The 23509-nt window shown below is 47.4% G+C and carries 15 protein-coding genes; 4 read left to right on the top strand and 11 right to left on the bottom strand.

Going from position 1 to position 23509, the window contains the following annotated elements; translation table 11 throughout:
* Positions 1-21 precede the first annotated feature (21 nt).
* From GOL65_RS14725 to GOL65_RS14680, 10 genes are all read right to left on the bottom strand, one after another.
* Positions 22-2181, bottom strand: coding sequence for a fimbria/pilus outer membrane usher protein (locus GOL65_RS14725; RefSeq protein ID WP_218652050.1), 2160 nt, complete (start codon positions 2179-2181; stop codon positions 22-24).
* A gap of 282 nt (positions 2182-2463) precedes the next feature.
* Positions 2464-2904: a DUF1090 domain-containing protein gene (locus GOL65_RS14720; RefSeq protein WP_130592519.1), complete on the bottom strand. Its 441-nt coding sequence runs from the start codon at positions 2902-2904 to the stop codon at positions 2464-2466.
* A gap of 124 nt (positions 2905-3028) precedes the next feature.
* The gene (locus GOL65_RS14715; RefSeq protein WP_140920290.1) at positions 3029-6562 is read right to left on the bottom strand and encodes an ATP-binding protein; all 3534 of its coding nucleotides are present in this window, start codon (positions 6560-6562) and stop codon (positions 3029-3031) included.
* Complete coding sequence (locus GOL65_RS14710; RefSeq protein WP_179038434.1) at positions 6549-7199, bottom strand: response regulator transcription factor; 651 nt, start codon at positions 7197-7199, stop codon at positions 6549-6551. Before GOL65_RS14710 ends, GOL65_RS14715 begins: the two co-directional genes overlap by 14 nt.
* 814 nt (positions 7200-8013) lie before the next feature.
* Entirely contained in the window at positions 8014-8313 is a 300-nt protein-coding gene (locus GOL65_RS14705; protein WP_140920292.1) for an IS1 family transposase, read from the bottom strand.
* 864 nt (positions 8314-9177) lie between these two features.
* Positions 9178-9516, bottom strand: coding sequence for a hypothetical protein (locus tag GOL65_RS14700; RefSeq protein ID WP_140920293.1), 339 nt, complete (start codon positions 9514-9516; stop codon positions 9178-9180).
* Positions 9517-9629: 113 nt separating this feature from the next.
* Positions 9630-10307, bottom strand: a complete 678-nt coding sequence (gene narI, locus GOL65_RS14695) for a respiratory nitrate reductase subunit gamma (RefSeq protein ID WP_140920294.1) — start codon at positions 10305-10307, stop codon at positions 9630-9632.
* Positions 10304-11041 carry a nitrate reductase molybdenum cofactor assembly chaperone gene (gene narJ, locus GOL65_RS14690; protein ID WP_140920295.1) on the bottom strand — a complete coding sequence of 246 codons (738 nt, stop codon included), beginning with the start codon at positions 11039-11041 and terminating at the stop codon, positions 10304-10306. The genes narI and narJ overlap by 4 nt, the downstream gene beginning before the upstream one ends.
* The gene (narH, locus tag GOL65_RS14685) at positions 11041-12588 is read right to left on the bottom strand and encodes a nitrate reductase subunit beta (protein WP_140920296.1); all 1548 of its coding nucleotides are present in this window, start codon (positions 12586-12588) and stop codon (positions 11041-11043) included. Before narH ends, narJ begins: the two co-directional genes overlap by 1 nt.
* Positions 12585-16349 (bottom strand): nitrate reductase subunit alpha, encoded by a 3765-nt coding sequence (locus GOL65_RS14680; RefSeq protein WP_140920297.1) that lies wholly within the window; start codon positions 16347-16349, stop codon positions 12585-12587. Before GOL65_RS14680 ends, narH begins: the two co-directional genes overlap by 4 nt.
* A gap of 626 nt (positions 16350-16975) precedes the next feature.
* Between GOL65_RS14680 and GOL65_RS14675 the strand changes: the two genes are divergently transcribed.
* Positions 16976-17641 carry a KilA-N domain-containing protein gene (locus GOL65_RS14675; protein WP_228723127.1) on the top strand — a complete coding sequence of 222 codons (666 nt, stop codon included), beginning with the start codon at positions 16976-16978 and terminating at the stop codon, positions 17639-17641.
* Positions 17642-17786: 145 nt separating this feature from the next.
* Here the strand turns inward: GOL65_RS14675 and GOL65_RS14670 are convergent, their stop codons facing one another.
* The gene (locus GOL65_RS14670; RefSeq protein WP_140920299.1) at positions 17787-19169 is read right to left on the bottom strand and encodes a NarK family nitrate/nitrite MFS transporter; all 1383 of its coding nucleotides are present in this window, start codon (positions 19167-19169) and stop codon (positions 17787-17789) included.
* Between the two features lie 326 nt (positions 19170-19495).
* Between GOL65_RS14670 and narX the strand changes: the two genes are divergently transcribed.
* The 3 genes from narX (at position 19496) to GOL65_RS14655 (ending at position 23417) form a co-directional block, all read left to right on the top strand.
* Positions 19496-21298, top strand: coding sequence for a nitrate/nitrite two-component system sensor histidine kinase NarX (narX, locus tag GOL65_RS14665; protein WP_140920419.1), 1803 nt, complete (start codon positions 19496-19498; stop codon positions 21296-21298).
* Entirely contained in the window at positions 21291-21938 is a 648-nt protein-coding gene (gene narL, locus GOL65_RS14660) for a two-component system response regulator NarL (protein WP_140920300.1), read from the top strand. Before narX ends, narL begins: the two co-directional genes overlap by 8 nt.
* Before the next feature lie 237 nt (positions 21939-22175).
* The gene (locus GOL65_RS14655; RefSeq protein WP_140920301.1) at positions 22176-23417 is read left to right on the top strand and encodes a TerD family protein; all 1242 of its coding nucleotides are present in this window, start codon (positions 22176-22178) and stop codon (positions 23415-23417) included.
* The last annotated feature ends 92 nt before the right edge of the window (positions 23418-23509 follow it).

The raw sequence follows: 23509 nt of genomic DNA, 5'->3' as shown, positions 1-23509 counted from the left end.
TCAAGCCTCCATCAAAAAACATCAATTCACTTTTTGTTCCGGTTCAAAGCGGCTAAACATAATAGCGCCCGCGGTAGGAACTACTTCGATCTCCATTAACGGTGAATCATCACTTTCCGGTAAATCGTAGGTATTGAGTGACAGTCGATTCACCCGATAAGGGGTTAAGGTAGTCACTACCGCATAGCCTCTTCGGTCGGTGGTGGTGCCATACTGGTTATCCACCCCGACTCCCGGCCGGTCTGGCACATTCACGATTGCCATAGTTTCACCCAAACTTTGTCCCAATGTGACACCATGCTGATGAACCACGGCGCTGCCGGTAAGCTCAAGGGTTTTCTGGCGATAGCCTTCTCCCTGTGAGTAGCCTAACCGCAGCCCTCCGGCGTTATATTGGTAATCGGCACTGAGATCCTGACTGCTGCCATATTCCTGGCTCTGGCTGGTGCTGGCGTTATAGCTCAGGCTATAGTCATCCAGCATGGTGCCGCTAACCCCTACCCGTCGGCTGTTAGCACCATTCTTTGTCTGCGTATGATCGTAATTAAGCTTCATACGCGGCATGCCAATCTCTCCCAGCGAGACCGAAAACGAAATCCCAACCTGAGCCTGTGCTTTGCTGTAACTGTAATTGGTATATTCCGCATACAGGCTGATGTCCACATCACCCCATGTATTGCTGTAGCCCAGTTCTACGCTGGTTTCCCCTTTATCTTTGCCGCGCATGGCTTCTCGCGACAGTGTCAGATACAGGTTGCTGGAGTCGGAAATGTACTGGTTATAGCGGGCTTCCAGCCGATATTTTCGCTCATCATCGAAATCACCAACGTATACTCCTTCGTCCCAATCCCACCAGTAGGTCTTTTGTTGTGCCACCGTTTCCCCCAAAGTGCGGTAACGCTGGTTTGGATAATACTGGGCCAGCAAACTGAGGGCTGATTCCTGAGCAGGAAATGCTTTGGCATAGCGCATCCGTACCATGCTGCCGCGATCTTTGCCCTTAATACGCGGATCGTCTGCTACGGCATAACTATAATCCAGCGACAGCGCTCCCCATTTATCCAGGCTTCTGCCCATTCCCATGACGGTGCTGCGATAGATTCCTGAGTTAAGGGTTCCACCATACAATGTGGTATTGCCCGGCAAACCATAACTAAGGGAAACTTGTTGGAATCCGGGTTCCTGCTGTTCTATGCCGAAATAATTTTGATATTTACCGACAATCAGATCGTACTTCCACTGACCGGAATGAACCAGATTCGGCATGGCTGAATAGGGGATCTTGCGGGAGCTTTCGGTTCCGTCGCTTTCCTTAATGGTAATATCGATATCCCCATCCGGGGCCGGTGGATATACATCTTTCAGAATAAAAGTGCCGGGAGAAACAAACGTCTGGTAGATCACTTCACCATTTTGCCGCACTTTGACTTCCGCATTGCTACGGGCATAACCCCGTATCCAGGGGGAGAAGGTACGTAGTCCATCGGGCAGCATACGATCGTCGGAGTTCAGGCTCAGGCCGCGATATTTCACGCTATCAAACAGTGTTGATGAAGAGGTGCTGTCACCCAGTGTCAGCAGGGAACGCCATGTCTGAAGGCTGCGAAATGCCACCGCCCGTTCGGTATGCCATTGGGGATTGCCCCAGGTATCTTTTTGATAAACCGGTTCATAACGTAAGCGCCAGGCTCCGAGGTTAATACCAGTGGTGATATCCGCATACAGGCTGTCATTGCGATCGGCATCCTGATATTTTTCACCAAGGTAATTGGCGTAATTGATGTGATAATCGACGAACATCGCCGTTATGCCGTCATCCCAACGGCTGGTGGCTACGCCATTTTCCATATTAGAAAATAGCTCTGTGGGGATCACCAGTGTCAGTAGCTGTGCGATAGGATCGTAAAAGTGCAGAATGTTCAGCCGGTCCAGTGCTTTGGGCATTACGCAATGGTTGGCAGAGAAACTCATTTTCTCTACTGTTTCGTGATGTACTCCCCATTCACGTAATAGCGGCGCGGTCAGGCAGGGTTCATCGATGCGTTGAAAATCCAGCAGTACGCGGCCCCGATAAGCATCGTTAACCATAACGTAGGTTTTATCTGCTTCGGCGTAGCAGACGGGTGCAACCCAAATCAGCCCCAGCAAAAAAGTACGTAAGGTGGAATTGATTCGGTCCATGATTCATTCCGCTAGTGGTGGCAGCTTTGTTTATTTTTGTGGATATTCCGGCCGTAAATTCAATGAGCGAATATAACTATCGTGCCCGGCCGGAAGGGCCAAATACTCAGCATTGGTGAGCGTCGGGCCTACCTTTCCTAGGTGCACTTCGTTGGCTTACGCCAAGTCGACCCCAACGGAAAGCTCTCCCTCCGATTGGCTGTATCCAGATATAGATAGTTAACCATCAGATTTAGCCATCAAACAAAAAGGTGCCGAAGCACCTTTCATCAATTGATTCTGTTAGCCTTTCAGGGCTGCCAGTTCAGCGCGGGCCTGGTTCAGGTCAGCAGTAACTTCTTTTACGTCACTCTGTTTTTCCTGAAGTTTGCTTTGGTATTTAGCCACTTTCTTGGCATCACCTTTGGCCTGAGCTTCACGCAGGTCAGCTTGTACTTCACGTACATCTTCCTGTTTTTCGTTCAGTTTCTTTTCCAGTTTGGCAACTTTCTTCTCGGCATCTTTAACCAGACCGCCATTGGTGCAGTTAGCGTTCAGTTCGCTCAGCGCTTTTTTCAGGCCGGCTACTTTGTTCGCGTTACCGTACTTTTGCGCTTCTCTGATTTGGTTTTCAATTGCAGCACGTTTAGCAGCGCAATCATTACCGGCAGCTGATGCCATAGAAGAGAAACCAACGCCCATTGCCAGTACTAAAGGTAAAATCAGTAATTTAGCTTTGCTCATGTTAAAAATCCTCAATTTGCTTTTACAGTAGGGAGCATTCACTCCCCTCCCTTCCATTGCATATTAAGTTTTTCGCTAATTACTTTGATACCCTGCGCCTTCCTCAGAAGCTTGTAGGAACGGCTTAACCGTTTGTAGTCCGTAGCTGTATTTGCAGTCTGGCAATCTGTTGTTGAACCAGCGCAATCCCTTCCCGGTCGCACTGTTGTCTTAATTGCTGGCACGCCTGAGCCAGTCCGGCGTCGTGTACCAGGTGGGCCGAGCCTGCCAGTTTATGTGCCAGAGCAGCGATGTTTTCAACGTTCAGCGTTTCCTGTTCTGCCTCTGCGGTTAATGCTGCCGCGTCCTCTGTCAGGCATTGTTGTAGCGTGGTGATAAATTCCGCCAACACCTCAGGCTGCTGTAATGCCGCAGGTAAACTGGCAACATTGAATGCCGCAGGTTGTGCTTCAGGCTCCGGCTTCAGTTCCGGAGAGGCTGTAATCAGGGTCGCCAGCTTTTCCATTAACCCTTTCAGGTTGATAGGTTTAAACAGGCAATCGTTCATTCCGGCCTGCAAACAGGCATCATAGGCGCTGTCCTGAGCATTGGCGGTCAAGCCCCACACGGTGATTGCCGGGCGCTGTAGCTCTCGCTCCAATCCTCGCAGTCGTCGGGTAAAGTGGTAGCCATCCATATTTGGCATCTGGCAATCGGTGATCACCAAATCAAAGTTTTGGTTTTCGCAGGCGGTTAGTGCTTCTTGTCCATCCGTCACTGCTGTCACCTGATGCCCTAAATGGGTTAGCTGATGGGTCAGCAGCATTCTGCCTGCCCTATGGTCTTCGGCAATCAAAATACGCAGACGTTGGCTGGTTTCATTTGTCGCTATCGCTGAAGCCGGAAGTTCCAGTGTAACCAGACGAGGTAATGACAGCTGTACGGTGAATTCACTGCCTATTGCCGGTTCGCTGTTCAGGGTGATGCTGCCGCCCATCATGTCTACCAACGTTCGGCTGATATACAGCCCCAGCCCTGCGCCACTACCGGAGTTTTCCGCCTGAGAAAATGGCTGGAACAGTCGCTGGCGAGTCACTTCATCAATGCCTTTGCCGGTATCCCGTACCTGAATGCACACATCCAGTCGTTCGGTACTGATTTGTTCAACCATCACGCTCAGAGTGACCTGGCCCTGCTGGGTAAATTTAATCGCATTGCTTACCAGATTCGATAGCACTTGCTTAAAGCGCAATGGGTCCACTAACACATCACCATGCACTTCGGCATCGATTTCCAGACCAAAATCCAGCCCTTTCTGGCGGGCTACACCGTCAAATAAACTGGCTACCGCCTCAATCAAATGACGCAGGTCAGCTCTTTCCGGATGCAGCACCAGACGCTCAGACTCTATGCGTGAAATATCCAGAATATCGCCAATCAGGGCCAGTAAGGAGTGCGCAGAGTCATGAGCAATATTTAGCAGCCCGTCATCCAGCGGTTCACCCTGCCGCTGTTGGCGTAATGCCAGTTCCAGCATGCCGATAATGGCATTGAGCGGCGTGCGGATTTCATGGCTCATGGTGGCAAGGAAGGTGGTTTTAGCCCGATTAGCAGCATCGGCGCGCTCTTTCGCCTGTTGCAGTTCGCTAATCAGTCGTTCCCGTTCGGTGATATCAAACCAGCCGCCCACCTTATTACCGGCATAATCAGCGGTATTCATCAGCAGCATGCTCCACTGTTGAAGCGTTCGCTGTTGTCCCGCAACCTCCCAACTGCGGGTAATAAACAGCGCATTCGGATCGCTGTCATCAGAGTATAAAACTTTATCTACCGCACCCGACTGGCTTAACTGATAATGGGATAGTGACTGCCCAACCGCCTGAGGTGGTGTATCACCTACCGCACGGTGAAAGTGGCTGTTGGCGGCAACAATGCGTTCATTAAAATCGGTCAGATAAACCGGTAGAGGCAACGCATCTAATAATGCCTGTTGCTGACGCTGTAACGCGGTACGTAAACGACGGCGTCCAATCAGCAGCGCGAACAGTAGTAGTACTAATAACAGGGCCAGCACCGTGAACAACAGAGGATAATACTCGGTCAGCCGATCTTTTTTGTTATCCGCCACCTTCATTAAATAGGCTTTGCTATACCAGTTACGGGTCATGGCATGCATCTCTTCTGGCGGAATATTCAGCAGTGCTTTATCGAGAATAGTCGCCAGCGGATATTCATTTTCTGAAATCCCCATAACAAAACGTGCTGGCTCGGTTTCTAGCCCACGGATAATTTTTAAGTCGGCCATCTGGTCATGAGAAAGCAGGAAATCAGCGCTAATCATCGGCAGCACTAAGGCATCAGCGCGACCCGCCATTAAAGCATCGATGCCATCCTGTGGTGAATCTACCGGTAAGATACGGCTTTCGGCATATTGCTGTTTCAGAAATGCCTCCAGTGGATGCCCTTTTACCAGAGCAATTTGCCGTAACTCCGCTTCATCCTGCTGTTTTTCGTGCCCGACCAGTACCCATGAGCTAAACAAATAGGAGCGCGTGGTTAAAAGTCCATTAGGCCATACGGTATCAAGAGTAACGCCTGCCACCACATCCGCTTTGCCTGATTTGACCTCTTCTAACGAATGCCGCAAGGTATTTGCCCGAATGACGTCAAACTTCAGTCCGGTTCGATTGGTGATCTCTTCCATAATATCCGCGGTTAGCCCACGAAAATCGCCCTGAGCATCAAAGAAACTCAGCGGAGGAAAATCATCATTTACCACCACCCGCACGGTAGGATTCTCTTCTATCCATTTGCGTTCCAGCGAAGTAAACAGCAGGTGGCGAGCGTTGGTGGTTTCCGGGCTGCCACCACTCCAGCGGCTTTGAATAGTAGCATTAGTACGATCGGGGATAATGGTCAGAACGGAATTTAGCGCTTTTACCAGTCGGGTATTATTACCTGCTACCGCAAAGGAAAAACCATCAACATCTTCCTGAGGTAGCAGCTGTAGCCGTAAATTATTCAGGTTGGACTGATTAATCAGATACTGGGCCGAGGTGGCATCACCAATAAAAGCATCCAGATTGTTAAACGACAAGGCTTCCAGCGCACGTCTTGGCGAGTCATAAACCTGATCCTCACCCGCGTAGCGCCCGGTTAATGCTTTGCGATTACTGTAAAGTCGCTCAATGGCAATACGCTGCGGTGGTTTGTCATGCAACAGGCTGTCGGTGCGTTCCACCAGAGCAGGTACAGCTGTCAGATAGGGTTGAGTTAGCAGTAGCTTATATTTTTTCGCCTCTTCGCTACCGGCATTACCAATCAGATCAACATCGCCATTAGCCAACGCCTGCATCAATAACGCTTCACTGTTGTAATAACGCACTCGAATCTGGACGTTAAGGGTATAGGCGATAATACCGAGATAGTCACCATTAATGCCGCCGTAATCCTGTACGCCAGAGGTGATGTCATAAGGGGGATAATTGGGTGCTGAAGTACCATACACCAGGGTGCGTTTTTGGCGTAGCCATTGCCAGTCACTGCCGTTTAACGTTGGTTCAGGCAACTGTACCTGCTCGCGACTGACCAGATTCACTTCGCGAAATGATGGCGGCTCGTCTGCCAACGTTGCAAAACACCAGAATAAGAGAATAAAAAATAGCTTATTGATCTTCATCAGGTCGCTCACTGGCAGAATAATTATCGAAGAAAGTAACCAGCTCTTCTGCACTGTTTAACTGCAATTTTTCCATCAGGCGCGACTTATAGGTACTGATGGTTTTATTACTGAGTATTAGCCTGTCAGCAATATCTTTATTACTTAATCCTTCGGATAAGTAGCGTAAAACGGTTAATTCGCGATCGGACAAGCGCGCCAGTGCATGCTTATCTTTTTCTTCCGGCTCCACGACTCGCTGCAGAGACTCGGTCATAAAGTCAGGGAAGCAGTGATAGCCCTGTAATACCAACTGGCACATGGAGGCCAGTTGACTGATGTCTTGATCTTTACCAAAGAAGCCACTGGCTCCGGCACGCCATGCGCGTTCGGCATAGGTTTCTGCCGGTAAACTGGTATAGATAATCACTTTGCCCGGATTTTCTAACTGACGCAGATGCTGCAAAATTTGCAGGCCATCCATCTTATTCAGCATGATATCCAAAATCACCAACTGCGGTCGCTTCTCTTTTATCTGAGCCAGCGCGGTTATGCCGTCGGTGGCACTGATAATGGTGTTATCGCCCAAAGGAGCAAGAATTGCTTTAACCGCAAAACAGATTGCCGGGTGATCGTCAACAATTAGCCAGGTACTCATTGCCATATCCTTATTCAGCGCAAAAATCCCACTCATAATACAACCCAACGATTATGATAATTCTAACAGTGAATTGATAATTGCTGCACTGTCTAATTCCTAAGGCATGTGCAACGCCTTACCTATAAAAAATGATTTAGTTTTCCCTATCGCCACGTCATTTACCCTTTATTTATATGCCGACTCAGGTTATTCAACACTAAAGCCATCAACTCCTTTTACGAAATTAAAATTATATTTCAGACAATAAAAATTCTTATATCGATGGTAAAACCAATAACGCTACAACCAAAAACATACATCAACACAATAGATCAATCATATAGAATATTTTCAGAAAATTATTCTGTAACATCATAAATTAAAAGATAATAAATCTTATGATTTTGAAAGTACGATAAAATCAAAAGAAAATGCCTTTATAACAAATAAAGGGAGAAATAGTGTCAAATAAATAGAAATGAATATATTGCTATGAATTAATGATTAAAAATTCAAAGTATGTTCGATTTAATTAACTCAAAAAGTAACATGATTAATTATAACTACCGTAATCATATTGTTATTCAAATTATAGTACGAAAACTCAAAAGTGATATTTGCGGGAGATTTATAACACTGGCTAGCGTATAAGTAGAGAAACCATCAGAAGCAGGTAATGAAAACCTGATATGAACAGAACATTCTTTAACTAAGGGGCTATTCCTGCATAAATATCGACAGGAAGTACGAGTCTTCCTATCGATACTGTTTCAATCAGCCTTCCGTTGCCTGAAAACATGATTGATATTGGGATGTTTCTTTTTTCTATCGATCAAACTTTTTCAAGCAGATCCGCCTGTCCCAGACAGCGTTTCACCGTACTCATATTAGCTTTCATATGTTCGCTAATTTGCTGAGTAGATTCCCCTGTCTGGTAACGAGCAATAATCTCTTCCATCGCTTCCGGTTGATAGGCGATATAAATGTATTTCTGCTGAAATGTTTTATCGCAGGCCACACATTGGTAACGCTGTGCACCTGTACTACCTTTACCATGTTTACGGATATGTTCTTTTTGACCGCAGTATTTACATTCCGGTGTCGTCATTAATTTGTATGCATCCCATACCATATAAACCTCCCGTGAATTGCCTTACTTGCCAGTTCCCCACCGTTCAGGCGAGAACTGAACACATACTAGTTTATTCTTTACATTTCGCTGCTGAATGCCATATCACTATAATTACCGTGCCAGTCATGATATTTAATGCCTGATAAATTAAATGAACATATCAATTTTTATTGTTTGAATAACCCTCTAAAAATCAAGGTTATCAACATACCAAAATGCGTAGTTAACTTTTACATCAGCACAGCGCAACACCCCTTCAGTACTGATGATTAAGCCCAAAAACCAATACAACAAAAACAAATTAGCAACGCATTTCATGAAAATAATAAAATATCTTAATCAGAAAAAATGTTCATAAACAATAAATTCATCAGCACTAAAATCGAACAAAAAACCAACACAATAGATCGAACAAAATGGATTTAACAACGAATTACTCGATAAATCAATCTAAAAAAAGTTACTAAAGATTTTAATATTGATTAATAATAAAAAGCCAAAATAATCGATCGACTTAAATAAAAAAATGATGATAAATATTGAAAGGAAAGAAAGCGTCGACAAAAAAATAAAAAAATTAAAATCAAGAAATGATGCAGAAAAAAGGAAAAACACTTTAAGATTAATAACCAATAAGTATTAATAGTAACAAAATAAACTATTACAATATTTTAGATATCAGACAACCATTAAACAAAGTCATTAACCAGAATAAATAAACAGAATTAAATACACATTAAGAACTAAAAAAAGGCACCAAGGGTACCTTTTAGATTTTTAATTTATAATTTGGCAAAAGAGTGGTTTAATCAACCTTCACGGGTTTGCCCACCGGCAGAAGAGAGGCCAGGCATGGTAATAGATTTACATACATCCGGCACAGCTGCCACAGCGCCAGTCCTGTGGGTTAATCGCCCGATAAAAAAACCGAACATGCTCTTCATCAATAGGCAGGCCGTTATCCACTAAACTGTCGGCCAGCCAGTCTATGTTTTCCAGTATCCAGTCATCTTCATCCCGCCCCTCGGCAAACAGCTGGTTTTCCGGGTCAATAATGTAATAGATGCCGTAGGTTCCCATGTCTTTATCCCTTCGGTTTTCCGGCAGAATAAAAGGATGTTCAAGATAGGTAATGTGCCATTCGCCGTGACACAAAAGATTACCGGATCGCCCCCAACGAGCGACAAATGGATTTGTATTCATTACGTGGTGTATCTGAAATAAATGACCCGGCAAATAGCCGGGTCTGTACGATGCGATATTATGACTGAACCAATAACTAACAGGATAGAGACAATTGCCCAAAATCCTCTCTGTTAGTGACGATTCCTCACTAATTGGTAGCGACGGGTTAAATATTCCACCGGAACACTCCAGATATGAACCAGACGACTGAACGGGAACAATACAAACAGTGTCATACCCAAAACTAAATGGATCTTAAACACCAGCGCTACCCCTTCCAGATGGGCTGATGCACCACCGTGGAAAGTCACCACGCTTTGCGCCCATCCCACCAGTTTCATCATTTCACTGCCGTCCATGTGTTGAGCAGAGAATGGGATAGTCAGCAAACCTAATGCTACCTGTACCAACAGCAGAGTCAGCACCAGAATATCCATGGTAGTGGTGGTAGCGCGAATCCGTGGGTTAGTTAAACGGCGCTTTAACAATGCCACGCCGCCAATCAGCATTAACAAGCCGCAGGTTCCACCGCCAATCATCGCCATCTTCTGTTTCACTTCCAACGGCAAAAATGATTCATACATCCAGTGCGGTGTTAACATTCCGAGAAAGTGACCGGCAAAAACCCCCAGTATACCAATATGGAACAGGTTCGATGCCCACAGCATGCCTTTCTTATCCAGCATCTGGGTAGAACCGGCACGCCAGCTGTACTGACCATAGTCATAACGGATCCAACTGCCTACCAGAAAGATAGTGCCTGCCATATAAGGATAAATATCAAAAAAGAACATGTTCACGTAATTCATACAGGGTTTCCTCCGGTTCGCGCCGAGGCTGATTCAACACTCAGATATTGCGGAGCAACGGCACCGGCAAAACGCCGCTGGTGAGCCTGCTGTGCAGAATTACCGCACTCATTCTGACTTTGTGCATCAATAAATTTCACCTGCTCCTCTTCCCATACGGCATCAAGAGCTTGTGGGGTATCGTCCCGGGCTTCTGCCGCAACGGTTTCTTTCAGGTTTGCGCTACGGGCTTCGCTACCGGAGATATCGGTTAACAGATCGAACAGCGCGGCATAGCCGCTATCGCGTTCATGCAAACGAGCTCCCAACAGCGCAAGAATGGCAGCAATATCCTGCAGCCAGCCACGTGCCTGTGATTCATCTAAAACCGACAGAAACTCAAGAAACAGTGGTAAATGGTCCGGCAGTTCACAGCTGTCAATTTGTAAACCGGCCTGCTTATACTGATCCAGCAGATCCACCATCGCCTGACCGCGATCCCGCGATTCACCGTGTACATGTTCAAACAGCAATAGCGATGTTGCTCTGCCGCGATCGAACAGGCTACTGTACTCTTCCTGAGCATCCAGCAAGCTGCCCTGACAACGCCAGTGGATCAGCGCCGCCAGTGTACTTTTCTGCTCCGCAGTTAGTTCATCCGCTTCAGCGGTCGCAGCAAGCAGTTCATCTGCTCCCTGCCACAGCGCCCGATCCGGGTACTCCAGCAAGTAAGAGAGTATTTTTAAACTGATCATTACTCCTGTCCTCCCACGTCTTTTGGCGTTTTCGCCGTCACGTCAATCGAAGCAATACGTTTGGTATTAAACAAATTGAATTTGCTGTCGCTACCGTGACAACCATCGCCAAAGCTGAAACCGCAGCCTTTGGCTTCCGGGAAGGCTTCACGCGCCATTTCACGGTGGCTGGATGGGATCACAAATCGATCTTCGTAGTTAGCAATCGCCAGATAACGATACATTTCCTGCGCCTGAGCCTCTGTCAGCCCAACTTCTTCCAGTGCCCGCAGATCTTTTTGGCCTTCTACGGTTTCGGCGCGCTTATAGTGGCGCATTGCCATCATGCGCTTCAGCGCCAGCAGCACTGGCTTGGTATCACCGGCAGTCAGCAGGTTTGCCAGATATTCCACCGGAATACGCAGGCTTTCAACATCCGGTAAGATGCCGGTGTGCGGCAGGTAGCCAGCATCGGCAACTGACTGAATTGGCGACAACGGCGGTACATACCACACCATGGGTAAGGTACGGTATTCCGGATGCAGCGGCAGAGCCAGTTTCCAGTCCACCGCCATTTTATATACCGGTGACTGTTGAGCAGCTTCAATCACGCTTAAAGGAATGCCATCTTTCAGCGCCTGCTCTATCACTTTTGGATCGTTAGGATCGAGGAACACATCCAACTGGCTTTGATACAGATCTTTTTCGTCTTCTACCGATGCCGCTTTTTCGATCATATCCGCGTCATACAGCAGCACGCCAAGGTAGCGAATACGCCCTACGCAGGTTTCGGAACAGACCGTTGGCTGACCGCTCTCAATACGCGGGTAGCAGAAGGTACATTTCTCTGACTTACCGCTCTTCCAGTTAAAGTAGATTTTTTTGTACGGACAGCCGGTAACGCACATGCGCCAGCCCCGGCATTTATCCTGATCGATCAGTACAATGCCGTCTTCCTCGCGCTTATAAATTGCACCGCTCGGACAGGTTGCGCTACAGGCAGGGTTCAGACAGTGTTCGCACAGCCGAGGTAAATACATCATGAAGGTATTTTCGAACTGGCCGTACATCTCCTTCTGCATATTTTCAAAGTTCTGATCTTTGGCGCGTTTTTCAAACTCACCGCCCAGCAGTTCGCCCCAGTTGGCACTCCCTTCAATTTTATCCATGCGCTGACCGGTGATCAGCGAACGTGGACGGGCAACCGGCTGTGCTTTGCCCTCTTTGGCGGTTTGCAAATGCTGGTAGTCATAGTCAAACGGCTCGTAATATTCATCTAACTGAGGCAGATGGGGGTTAGCAAATATTTTGGCTAACAGGCCCACTTTTCCCCCCATGCGCGGCACCAGCTTGCCGTTGATTTTACGGATCCAGCCGCCTTTCCACTTCTCTTGATCTTCCCAGTCGTTGGGATAACCAATTCCCGGGCGAGTTTCTACGTTATTAAACCAGCCATACTCAATGCCTTCCCGGCTGGTCCAGACGTTTTTACAGGTTACTGAACAGGTATGGCAGCCGATACACTTGTCCAGATTCAGCACCATCCCGACTTGTGAACGAATTTTCATTGGGCTTTCTCCCGTTTGGTATCCTGTTGAACCTGATCGTGGCCTTCGTCATCCAACCAGTTAATGTTTTTCATTTTGCGAATCACCACAAACTCATCACGGTTAGAACCCACGGTACCGTAGTAGTTAAAGCCGTATGCCAGTTGGGCATAGCCACCAATCATATGGGTTGGTTTTGGACTCACCCGCGTGACCGAGTTATGAATACCCGCCCGCTGACCGGTAATCTCTGAACCCGGCAGGTTAATAATGCGTTCCTGAGCGTGGTACATCATGGTCATGCCCGATGGAATACGCTGACTCACCACCGCTCTGGCGCTAAGTGAACCATTGCTGTTAAAGGCTTCAATCCAGTCGTTATCTTCAATACCCAACGATTTGGCATCCTCTTCGCTGATCCAAATAATCGGACCACCGCGTGACAGAGTCAGCATCAGCAGGTTATCGCTGTAAGTGGAGTGAATGCCCCACTTCTGATGCGGTGTCAGGAAGTTCAGCGCTTTTTCCGGGTAGCCATTCGGTTTGGCGTTAAGTAACGGTTTAGCCGCACGGGTATCGATTGGTGGGCGATACACCAGCAGGCTCTCACCAAAGGCTCGCATCCATTCATGATCCTGATACAGCTGCTGACGGCCGCTGATGGTGCGCCACGGGATCAGCTCATGAACGTTGGTGTAGCCTGCACTGTAAGAAACATGTTCATCTTCCAGACCCGACCAGGTTGGGCTGGAGATAATCTTACGCGGCTGTGCCTGAATATCGCGGAAGCGGATTTTTTCATCTTCTTTATTCAGCGCCAGATGACGGTGGTCACGACCGGTAATTTGGCCCAGCGCTTCCCAGGCTTTAACCGCTACCTGACCGTTGGTTTCCGGTGCCAGAGACAACACGACCTCTGCGGCATCAATGGCAGTTTCAATTTTAGGTCGCCCTGCGGCTGCACCGTCGGTCTGCACATAGTTAAGTTTTTTCAGGAATTCCACTTCGGTTTGGGTATTCCAGCTAATGCCTTTGCCACCGTTGCCCAGTTTGTCCATCAGTGGTCCTAACGCGGTATAACGGGCATAGGTATTCGGATAATCGCGCTCTACCACCATAATGTGCGGTGCGGTTTTTCCCGGAATCAGATCGCATTCGCCTTTTTTCCAGTCCTTCACACCATAAGGCTGCGCCAGTTCAGCGGCAGAGTCGTGCTGAATCGGCAGCGTTACTACGTCGGTTTCTACCCCCAAGTGTCCTACTGCCACTTCGGAGAACTTTTTCGCGATACCCTTATAGATCTCCCAGTCGCTTTTTGACTCCCAGGCAGGATCTACCGCCGCAGACAGCGGGTGGATAAACGGATGCATATCCGAGGTGTTCATATCGTCTTTTTCGTACCAGGTCGCGGTTGGTAATACGATATCGGAATAGAGACAGGTGCTGGACATACGGAAATCCAGCGTGACCACCAGGTCCAACTTTCCTTGTCCGGCATCGTCGCACCACTGTACTTCTTCAGGTTTAGTCGCACCTTGCTGGCCCAGATCCATCCCCTGAATACCGTGTTCGGTACCCAGCAGATATTTCAGCATGTACTCATGCCCCTTACCGGAAGATCCCAGTAAGTTAGAACGCCAGATAAACAGGTTACGCGGGAAGTTTTGCGGGTTATCCGGGTCTTCAGCGGCAAAACTCAGATTGCCGTTCTTCAGGCTGTCTACCGTGTAATCCACCGGGCTTTGACCTGCAGCACGGGCCATCTCTGCAATTTTTAACGGGTTAGTATTAAGCTGAGGCGCCGAAGGCAGCCAGCCCATACGTTCAGCCCGTACGTTAAAGTCGATCAGGTTACCGCTAAAGCGGGATTTATCCGCCAGTGGAGACAGCAGTTCTTCTGTTGCCAGCGTTTCATAACGCCACTGGCTGGAGTGGTTATAGATGAATGACGTGGTATTCATATGACGCGGTGGACGCTGCCAGTCGAGGGCAAACGCCAGCGGTAGCCAACCGGTTTGTGGGCGCAGCTTCTCTTGTCCTACATAGTGAGCCCAGCCACCACCGCTCTTACCGATACAGCCGCAGAAAATCAGCATATTGATTAAGCCACGATACTGCATATCCATGTGGTACCAGTGGTTTAAACCGGCACCGACAATAATCATTGAGCAACCGTGAGTTTTGTCTGCGTTGTCGGCAAATTCGCGGGCAATACGAATAATGTTCTGACGATTAACACCGGTGATCTGCTCTGCCCACGCTGGCGTATAGGCTTTCACATCGTCATAATCTTTAGCGCAGTTTTCATCATTCAGACCACGATCGATGCCGTAGTTAGCCATCATTAAATCGTAAACGCTGGTCACTAATGCACTGCTGCCATCCGCCAGTTGCAGGCGCTTAACCGGCAATTGGTGATGAAGCACTTCCTGCAGCTCAACGCTTTTGAAGTTTTCGTTCTCAATGCCGCCAAAATAAGGGAAACCAACGGTCGCTACTTCATCATGCTGACCCAACAGGCTAAGCTGTAATGCTATCTCCTGCTGATCTTTGCCGTCTTTCTGCTCCAAATTCCATTTGCCTTTCTCGCCCCAACGGAAACCAATCGAGCCCTGTGGCGCGGTCAGTTCACCGGTGGCCTGATTAATGGCAACGGTTTTCCACTCCGGGTTATTGTCCTGACCCAGCTTTCCAACTAAGTCGTCAGCACGCAGCAAGCGTCCGGCAGCATAATAACCCTCTTCACGCGGCTCCAGCATCACCAGCATTGGTAAATCGGTATAGCGACGCACATAGTCAGTGAAATAGTCACTTGGCTTATCCAGATGGAACTCTTTCAGGATCACATGACCCATTGCCAGCGAAATGGCACTGTCGGTACCCTGTTTCGGACTCAGCCACTGATCGCACAGCTTGGCGATTTCAGAATAGTCCGGAGTAATGGCAATGGTCTTGGTGCCCTTGTAGCGAACCTCAGTAAAGAAGTGCGCATCCGGCGTCCGGGTTTGGGGTACGTTTGAACCCCAGGCAATAATATAAGAGGAGTTATACCAGTCGGCAGATTCCGGAACATCAGTCTGCTCCCCCCAGGTCATCGGTGATGCCGGAGGTAAATCGCAATACCAGTCGTAGAAGCTCAGATTAATACCACCAATCAACGCCAGATAGCGCGTTCCTGCGGCATAAGAGACCATCGACATGGCCGGAATAGGCGAAAAACCAACAATCCGGTCCGGGCCATATTGTTTAGCGGTATAAACGTTAGCCGCAGCGATCAGCTCATTCACTTCCTGCCAGTCAGAACGCACAAAGCCGCCACGACCGCGAATCTGCTTATAGTTTTTGGTTTTTTCTGCATCTTCAACAATCGAGCCCCAGGCTTCAACCGGATCGCTATATTGCTTTTTCGCTTCACGCCAGAGCTTAATCAGGCGCTTACGCATCAGAGGGTATTTCAGGCGGTTTGCACTATACAGATACCATGAATAACTGGCACCACGCGGGCAGCCGCGTGGTTCATGGTTAGGTAAGTCGGGGCGGGTACGAGGATAATCGGTTTGCTGGGTTTCCCAGGTGACCAAACCGTTTTTGACATAGATCTTCCAGCTACAGGAACCGGTACAGTTAACACCATGGGTAGAACGAACAATCTTGTCATGCTGCCAGCGTGAACGATAACCATCTTCCCAATCTCGGTTAACATTCAACTCCTGACCATGCCCATCGGCGAAGGTATCACCCAACTGCTTAAAATAGCGGAACCTATCGAGAAATTTACTCATCCGGGACTCTCCTGCAACACAGCCTGAAGTCGCTGCCGTTATGATAAAAATGCAGAACGCATTACTTATGGAATGGGCACATCTTATCCGTGTCGCTTTGAGTAAAGTTGACTTTAATCAATCCTGCCTGACACTTGAAATTCTGGAAAAAGCGTAACTACCACCAAAGTGGCACACAGTATTATTAATTTAATTTATTGATATTTAACTTAAATTTAAATTTCATTAACAAAAAGCATATGAATAATTTCACAGTGAACTATTTGGGGGTAGAGGGAGGGAGGAGAAACATGATTAAAGCTAAAAATAGAAAATCCCCGCCAGAAATGCAGCGAGGATTTTTCGATTAGTGGAGGAGCTATTAAGAATCTAAATAATCAGCACCTGAAAATATTCCGACCGTAAAAGCATGGTGCTTATATCTGCACCAGGAACGGTCGGTAAACCATCTGTACTCAACTACAGAGTGCGTTGGGCCTGGCCGGGTTAGGGGCGCTTCGTTGGCTTACGCCAAGTCGACCCCAACACCCGTCCCTCCCAACGATGAGCTATCCTAAGACATAAAACCAGTTAGAACAGCACTAACGCTGACCGTAGGGTGAAAGGACACGGTACTGTTTTTAGGCGTGTGGGAAAAAATCAACAATCCTGATTTTAATTCCCCCGAATTCGGGGGAATTAAAAATGAAGCTGGCCGAAACAGTTTCTACCTCTCAGCAAAAAAGTGGTGCGATGTTACAGGCGCAATTGGCTTAAACGCTAAAGCAGGACGCTACGGTGGCACTTACGCCCACCGAGATATCGCTTTTGAGTTCGGTTCATGGCTCAGCCCAGAATTCAAATTGTATCTGATCAAGGAATTTCAGAGGCTTAAAGATGAAGAAGCTCGAACGATTTCACTGGAATGGAGTTTTCAACGTACACTGGCAAAGGTCAATTACCGCATTCACACTGACGCCATCAAAGAGCGATTAATCCCACCACAGCTAACCAAAGCACAGATGGTTACCGTCTACGCCAGCGAAGCCGATTTACTTAATGTTGCTCTGTTCGGCATGACAGCCGCCCAATGGAGACAAACAAATCCTGAACAATCCGGCAATATGCGAGACTTCGCTACACTTGAACAGTTAGTTATTCTATCCAATCTGGAGAGCATCAACTCTGTCTTCATTCATCAGGGACTGACAGCACAAGAACGGCTGTCACAGTTAAATACGATTGCTATCACACAGATGCACTCACTGATAGGTCTGGCAGAAATCAAGAAATTGGGAAATAGACCGAAATAGTACGACAACTAACGTACCTATAATCACTGCTACAGGACTTGTCTACTAACGAAGGCGCATAAAAGCGAGTTTATACGCCTTCTCATAACTGTTAATTAATACACGGGGCTACTAGTGGACGAAATATCCCGATACTAAAACAACACTACCCCTTCCGTCTCCCATACACTCCCCACGTTATCACCACACAAACAATATAAAACACCAAAAACAGGTCCAACGCGCCAACTGCCGATCCTGTCATATGTAACGAGGTACCAAACGCTTTAGGAATAAAAAATCCGCCCACTGCGCCAATGGCTGAAATGAATCCTAACGCTGCCGCTGAATCTGTCGCGGCTTCACGCTGTGCTTCCTGATCGCTACCGCCGCGCGCTTTCACCTTCTGCACCGTAATCAGACGAAAAATCACTGAGATCATCTGGAAAGTGGAACCACTACCCAAACCTGCCGTCAGGAACAACCCCATAAATACCGCAAAGAAAGCCATAAACGAACCGGACTTACCCTCACCCGGTAAAGTGGTAAACAGCAACGCCACGAAAATCGCCATAAAGATAAAGTTAATCAGCGTAACCCGGGTACCGCGAAAACGGTCAGATAACATGCCGCCAACCGGACGAGCCAGAGCGCCAAACAACGGGCCAAAAAAGGCAAAGTGCAGAATATTCACATCCGGAAACTGAGTTTTTGACAGCATGGCAAAACCGGCAGAAAAACCGATAAACGAGCCAAAAGTTGCCAGATATAACAGGCTCATTAACCACAGGTGTCCGCTCTTCAACACCGGCAGTTGATCTTTCAACGATGCCTTAGCCGCCGACAGATCGTTCATGCCAAACCAGGCCGCCAGAGTAAAAATCAACAGTAACGGGATCCAGACAAAAGCCGCGTTTTGTAACCACAGCGTTTCACCACCACCGATAGCCTGACCTGCACCACCAAAAACCGCTAAGGTAACGACCAACGGGGCAACCAGTTGCATAACGCTAACCCCCAGATTACCTAAACCGCCGTTAATACCTAACGCCCCACCCTGACGCTCTTTGGGAAAGAAAAAGCTGATATTCGCCATGCTGGAAGCGAAGTTAGCGCCACCAAAACCACACAGCAAAGAGATCATCACAAAGGTATTGTAAGAGGTGGAAAGATCCTGCACCGCAATCCCCAGCCAAATACAAGGGATCACCAGAATCACGGTACTGAACGCGGTCCAACGACGACCACCAAAAATAGGGATTACAAAGGAGTAAGGTACCCGTAATATGGCACCGGAAATGGAAGGTAACGCCGTCAACATAAACAACTGATCGGTATTGAACTGGAAGCCAACTTTATTCAGATTAATGGTTACCGCGCTGAATAACATCCAGACACAGAACCCCAATAACAGGCAGGGAACGGAAATCCATAAATTACGTTGTGCAATTTTTCGGCCTGTGGTTCGCCAAAATTTCGGATCCTCCGGTTTCCAGTCCTGAATCAATGCCCGATTGTTAGGGGATTGAGTGGCAGATTGGTTATTCATATAGGCCTCTTAAGTTGAATTCAATTCAAAAATCTGCAAGCTGTTTAGCCGCTACCCTAGTACCAATTTGTCAGTTATATTTGATGCACATCAAAGGGGCTGTAGTAATATTTTAGCCTGTAAATCCCCCTATCCCCTTAGTGGGTATGCCACCATTCAAAGAAAACCTGTTATTTATCACCAAATTGAATGCCAGAGTATTTGATAACCAATGCAATTTTTACCCACTCAACTATTTGGGAGTAATCCCATCTGGGTATGTGGTTTGGTGAACATTTGGTCTAAAAAGAAGCTGTGTAGATCCATTCAGGAATAATTGCATTGTGATAAAACGTTGCCCTGTTCCCTTTTCCATTGTGAATCAGGTTATTTTGCTACTACTGATACTTGGCCTGTTGAGTATTATCAGTATGTCGATTTCCAGTTGGAGAGCTGAAGCAATTCAGGGACATGCCCATGCCATCAATAAAGCCGGTTCACTGAGGATGCAGAGCTACCGCATTCTAACCATGGTGCCGCTAAATGATGAGAGTAAACGCTATCTGGATGAGTTAGAGCAGGATCAGAACAGTCCAATGCTCGAACAAACGGTGGAAAAAGAGCAGTTAACCTCACAATTAACCGCGCTTAAAAACTACTGGCGTCAGCAGCTACGTCCACAGCTGGAACGGGCTCCCAGCCCTGAACAGGCTACCGCTCAGGTTATTCAGTTCGTTCATCAGTTGGATGAGTTGGTACTGGCCATCGACCATAAAACAGAACAAAGTCTGATAGCGATTCGCCATCAGCAAATTACCTTTATTGTTCTGACGCTGTTAGTGATGGCTATCGCCGTCTACTATTTGCGTACTCGCTTTTTACGCCCGTGGCGCAAGCTGCTGTCGATGTCTGAATCTATTGGTCATGGCGATTTCACCCAGCGTTTTAATGCCACCAGCGCCGATGAAATGGGAATACTGGGATCAACGCTGAATACTATGTCTGATGAGCTTTCGCAGAGCTATTCCAGTCTGGAAACCCGCGTTAAAGAGAAAACCGCCGAACTACAAAATAAGAACCAGACGTTGTCATTTCTCTATCACACCAGCCAGCAGTTACATACTAATCAGCCGCTCTGTTCAAGATTGCTGTCGGTATTGAATCAGTTTCAGAACATTACGCCGTTGTATAACCTGCAAATCAGGCTGTATGAAAATAATGATATTAATTATTTTCAACAGATTAGTAATGACGAGCTCATCCGCCCGGAGCACTGCCGTCAGGAGAGTTGTCATGCATGTATGACAAAACACCCGCGATACAGCGGGCCTCGTCAAACCTTAAGTTGGCGCTTAGCCGATCAACACGGGCAATATGGACTAATATTAGCTGAGCGCCCGATTGATATCGCATTAACCGACGAGCACCAGCAGCTTCTTAATATGCTTATTGACCAACTAACCAGCACGTTGACGCTGGAGCGACAGTCCCACCAACGGCAGCAATTGCTGTTAATGGAAGAACGCTCAGCTATCGCCAGGGAGTTGCATGACTCTATTGCCCAGTCTCTCTCTTTTCTCAAAATTCAGGTCAGTTGCCTGCAGATGGAAAATGCTTTTCCGGAAGAGAGCAGCGCCAAACGCCTGACAGAAATGCGCAATGAGTTGAACAGCGCCTACCAGCTGTTGCGGGAATTGCTTACCACCTTCCGTCTACAGTTGCCGGAGGCCGGGCTGCTGGCGGCGTTACAGGCGACGGTTCAGGAGTTCAGTGAAAAATTACACTTTCTGGTAACCCTCAACTATCACTTATCGCTACATCAAGTTCCCAGCCATCAGGCGATTCATCTGATACAAATCGCCCGTGAAGCACTGAATAATATCTATAAACATGCCAATGCCACCCAGGTCACCATTAGTCTTGAACAACATCAGGGCAATATTCAGATGCTTATCAGTGATGATGGATGTGGACTACCGGAAGGGCACGCCCGACAAAATCATTACGGGCTGATCATCATGCGTGACCGGGCTAAAAGCCTGAACGGCAAATTTGGAATTTATAATCGACCGCAGGGTGGGGCTGAAGTCAACGTTGAATTTACCCCACAGCCTGCCGAGATCAGATTACCAGGAGCAATCAATGACTAACCAGACCGCCTCTATTTTATTGATCGATGATCATCCAATGATTCGTAATGGTGTTAAGCAGCTGATTAGTATGGATACTTCCCTGAGCGTTATCGCGGAAGCCAGCAGCGGTGAACAGGGTGTTGAGCTTGCGGAACAGTACGATCCGGATCTTATTCTGCTCGATTTAAATATGCCCGGTCTGAATGGTTTAGAAACGTTGGATTTGCTGCGCAAACGGGAGCTCTCAGGTCGTATTGTGGTGTTTACCGTCTCCAATCATGAAGACGATATTGTCTCTGCCTTAAAACGCGGTGCCGATGGCTACCTGTTAAAAGATATGGAACCAGAAGATCTGCTGGAAGCACTGCGTCAGGCCGCTACCGGTCAGATGGTATTAAGTGAAAAGCTGACGCCCATTCTGGCCGCCAGTTTGCGTACCACCCAACCTTCCGGCGAACGCGACATACAGCAGCTCACTCCGCGTGAACAGGGAATATTAAAACTGATTGCTCAGGGGTTATCCAATAAACTTATCGCCCGTAAGCTGGATATTGCAGAAAGCACGGTGAAAGTTCATGTGAAACATCTGCTGAGAAAAATGAAGCTTAAATCGCGGGTCGAAGCGGCGGTGTGGGTGTTGCAGGAAAAGGTGTTTTGATTGGAGGGATAATTCACTTCCCACCCATGCCAATGGACAGTATTGAACCATCGATTTATTCTGGGTTGAGTATTTATGATGTATAATCAAGCAATTGCTTATTCTTAATATCAAAATACCACCACGTTGAAGGAAATCACTAATTCTGGCCAGATAAAATCGTAATGTGTTTTATCTGGTGTGCGGGTTAGTGTTACGGACGCCCTTCAAAAGGAATATCATTTAAGGAGAGGTTTAATGCTTCAATCGTTAAAACCCGGTGAGAACACCTCACTTTCTCAGGCCAAAGGACAAGTACGCGTTTCTCATTCGGCTGCGGCTAATCTTGATATTAATCTGACCGCCTTTTTAGTCACTGATTCCGGAAAAGCTATTAGCGATAATGACATGGTCTTCTTCAATGCTCCGCGCCATGCCTCCGGAGCAGCATCGTTTATCTCGCCTTCCACCCAAAATTCAACCGTCATTCACTGTATCGATTTCGATCTCTCACTCCTTCCTGCCAATATCACCAAAATTGCAATTACCCTAACTCAGGATGGCAGCGCGGGTGGCTTCTCTACCGTCAATAACTTGCGCGCTCAGGTGTTAACGGCTGGCAGCACTCTGGAATTAGCTCCCGGCATATTCTCGCAAGAAACGGGAATTATTGTACTGGAACTGTATGTCCGGAACGGACAGAACAAAGCCCGTGCCGTTTGGCAGGGGTTTGCATCCGGTCTTGCCGGATTGTGCAATCTTTACGGTATCGAAGTAGAAGAACCAATGTCGGTAGCCGTTGTAGCTCCCCCTCCGGTGAACATGGAAAAGAAGCTGGTCACTCTCACCAAGCCAGATAGCAGTCATAAAATCTCACTGCATAAAGGTCCCTCCGCACCTAAAAGTATCCGCGTTAGTGCAACCTGGATTGATAATGGTGATGGCAGAAAAGATAATGACGATCTGGATCTCAGAGTGGGTATTCTTCGTCCTGATGGGCAAATGTCGATTATTCAGGCTCCCGACAAAAGCGGCGCATTCAATGCCGATCCTTTTGTATTTCATACCGGTGATGTGGTCACTGCCAGCGTTTCAGCGCCAGGATGTGAAACCGTTGAAATTAATCCGGAAATCTCTCGCTTAATGGGCGGGAAAGTTGCTCTGGTGTGCAGTGTGTACTCAGCCCTCAGCAATGGCATTGTTGCCGTCGCCTCACTCAAGCCCACTATGCGTATGGAATATGGCGATCAAATCGTTGACTGCGCCTTTGAATTTAAAAAAGGCTTCTTCAACAGTATGGTTTATACCTATGTGATTGGTATTATTGAAATTGATCGGGATAATATTATCCTGAAACCCTCTGGCGTAACCTCCAGAGCAGGCAGCGAATCTACACCATGGCTTACCCGAACGGGCGATGAACTCACCCTGACGATGGATGGTCCTTATGTATTTAAAGGGAAAAAAGTGTCCAGCCGTGGCAATAAACGTTACATATAACCTGTTTTTTAACAATTGACCGGACTAAACAATACCTCAATATAAAAAGCAATTGGTCATCCCAACCATCAGGATGACCAACGTCAAAACCA

Origin of the sequence: Limnobaculum xujianqingii (assembly GCF_013394855.1) — a bacterium.
Classification (GTDB): Bacteria; Pseudomonadota; Gammaproteobacteria; order Enterobacterales; family Enterobacteriaceae; genus Limnobaculum; species Limnobaculum xujianqingii.
This window is presented reverse-complemented; position numbering and strand designations above follow the sequence as displayed.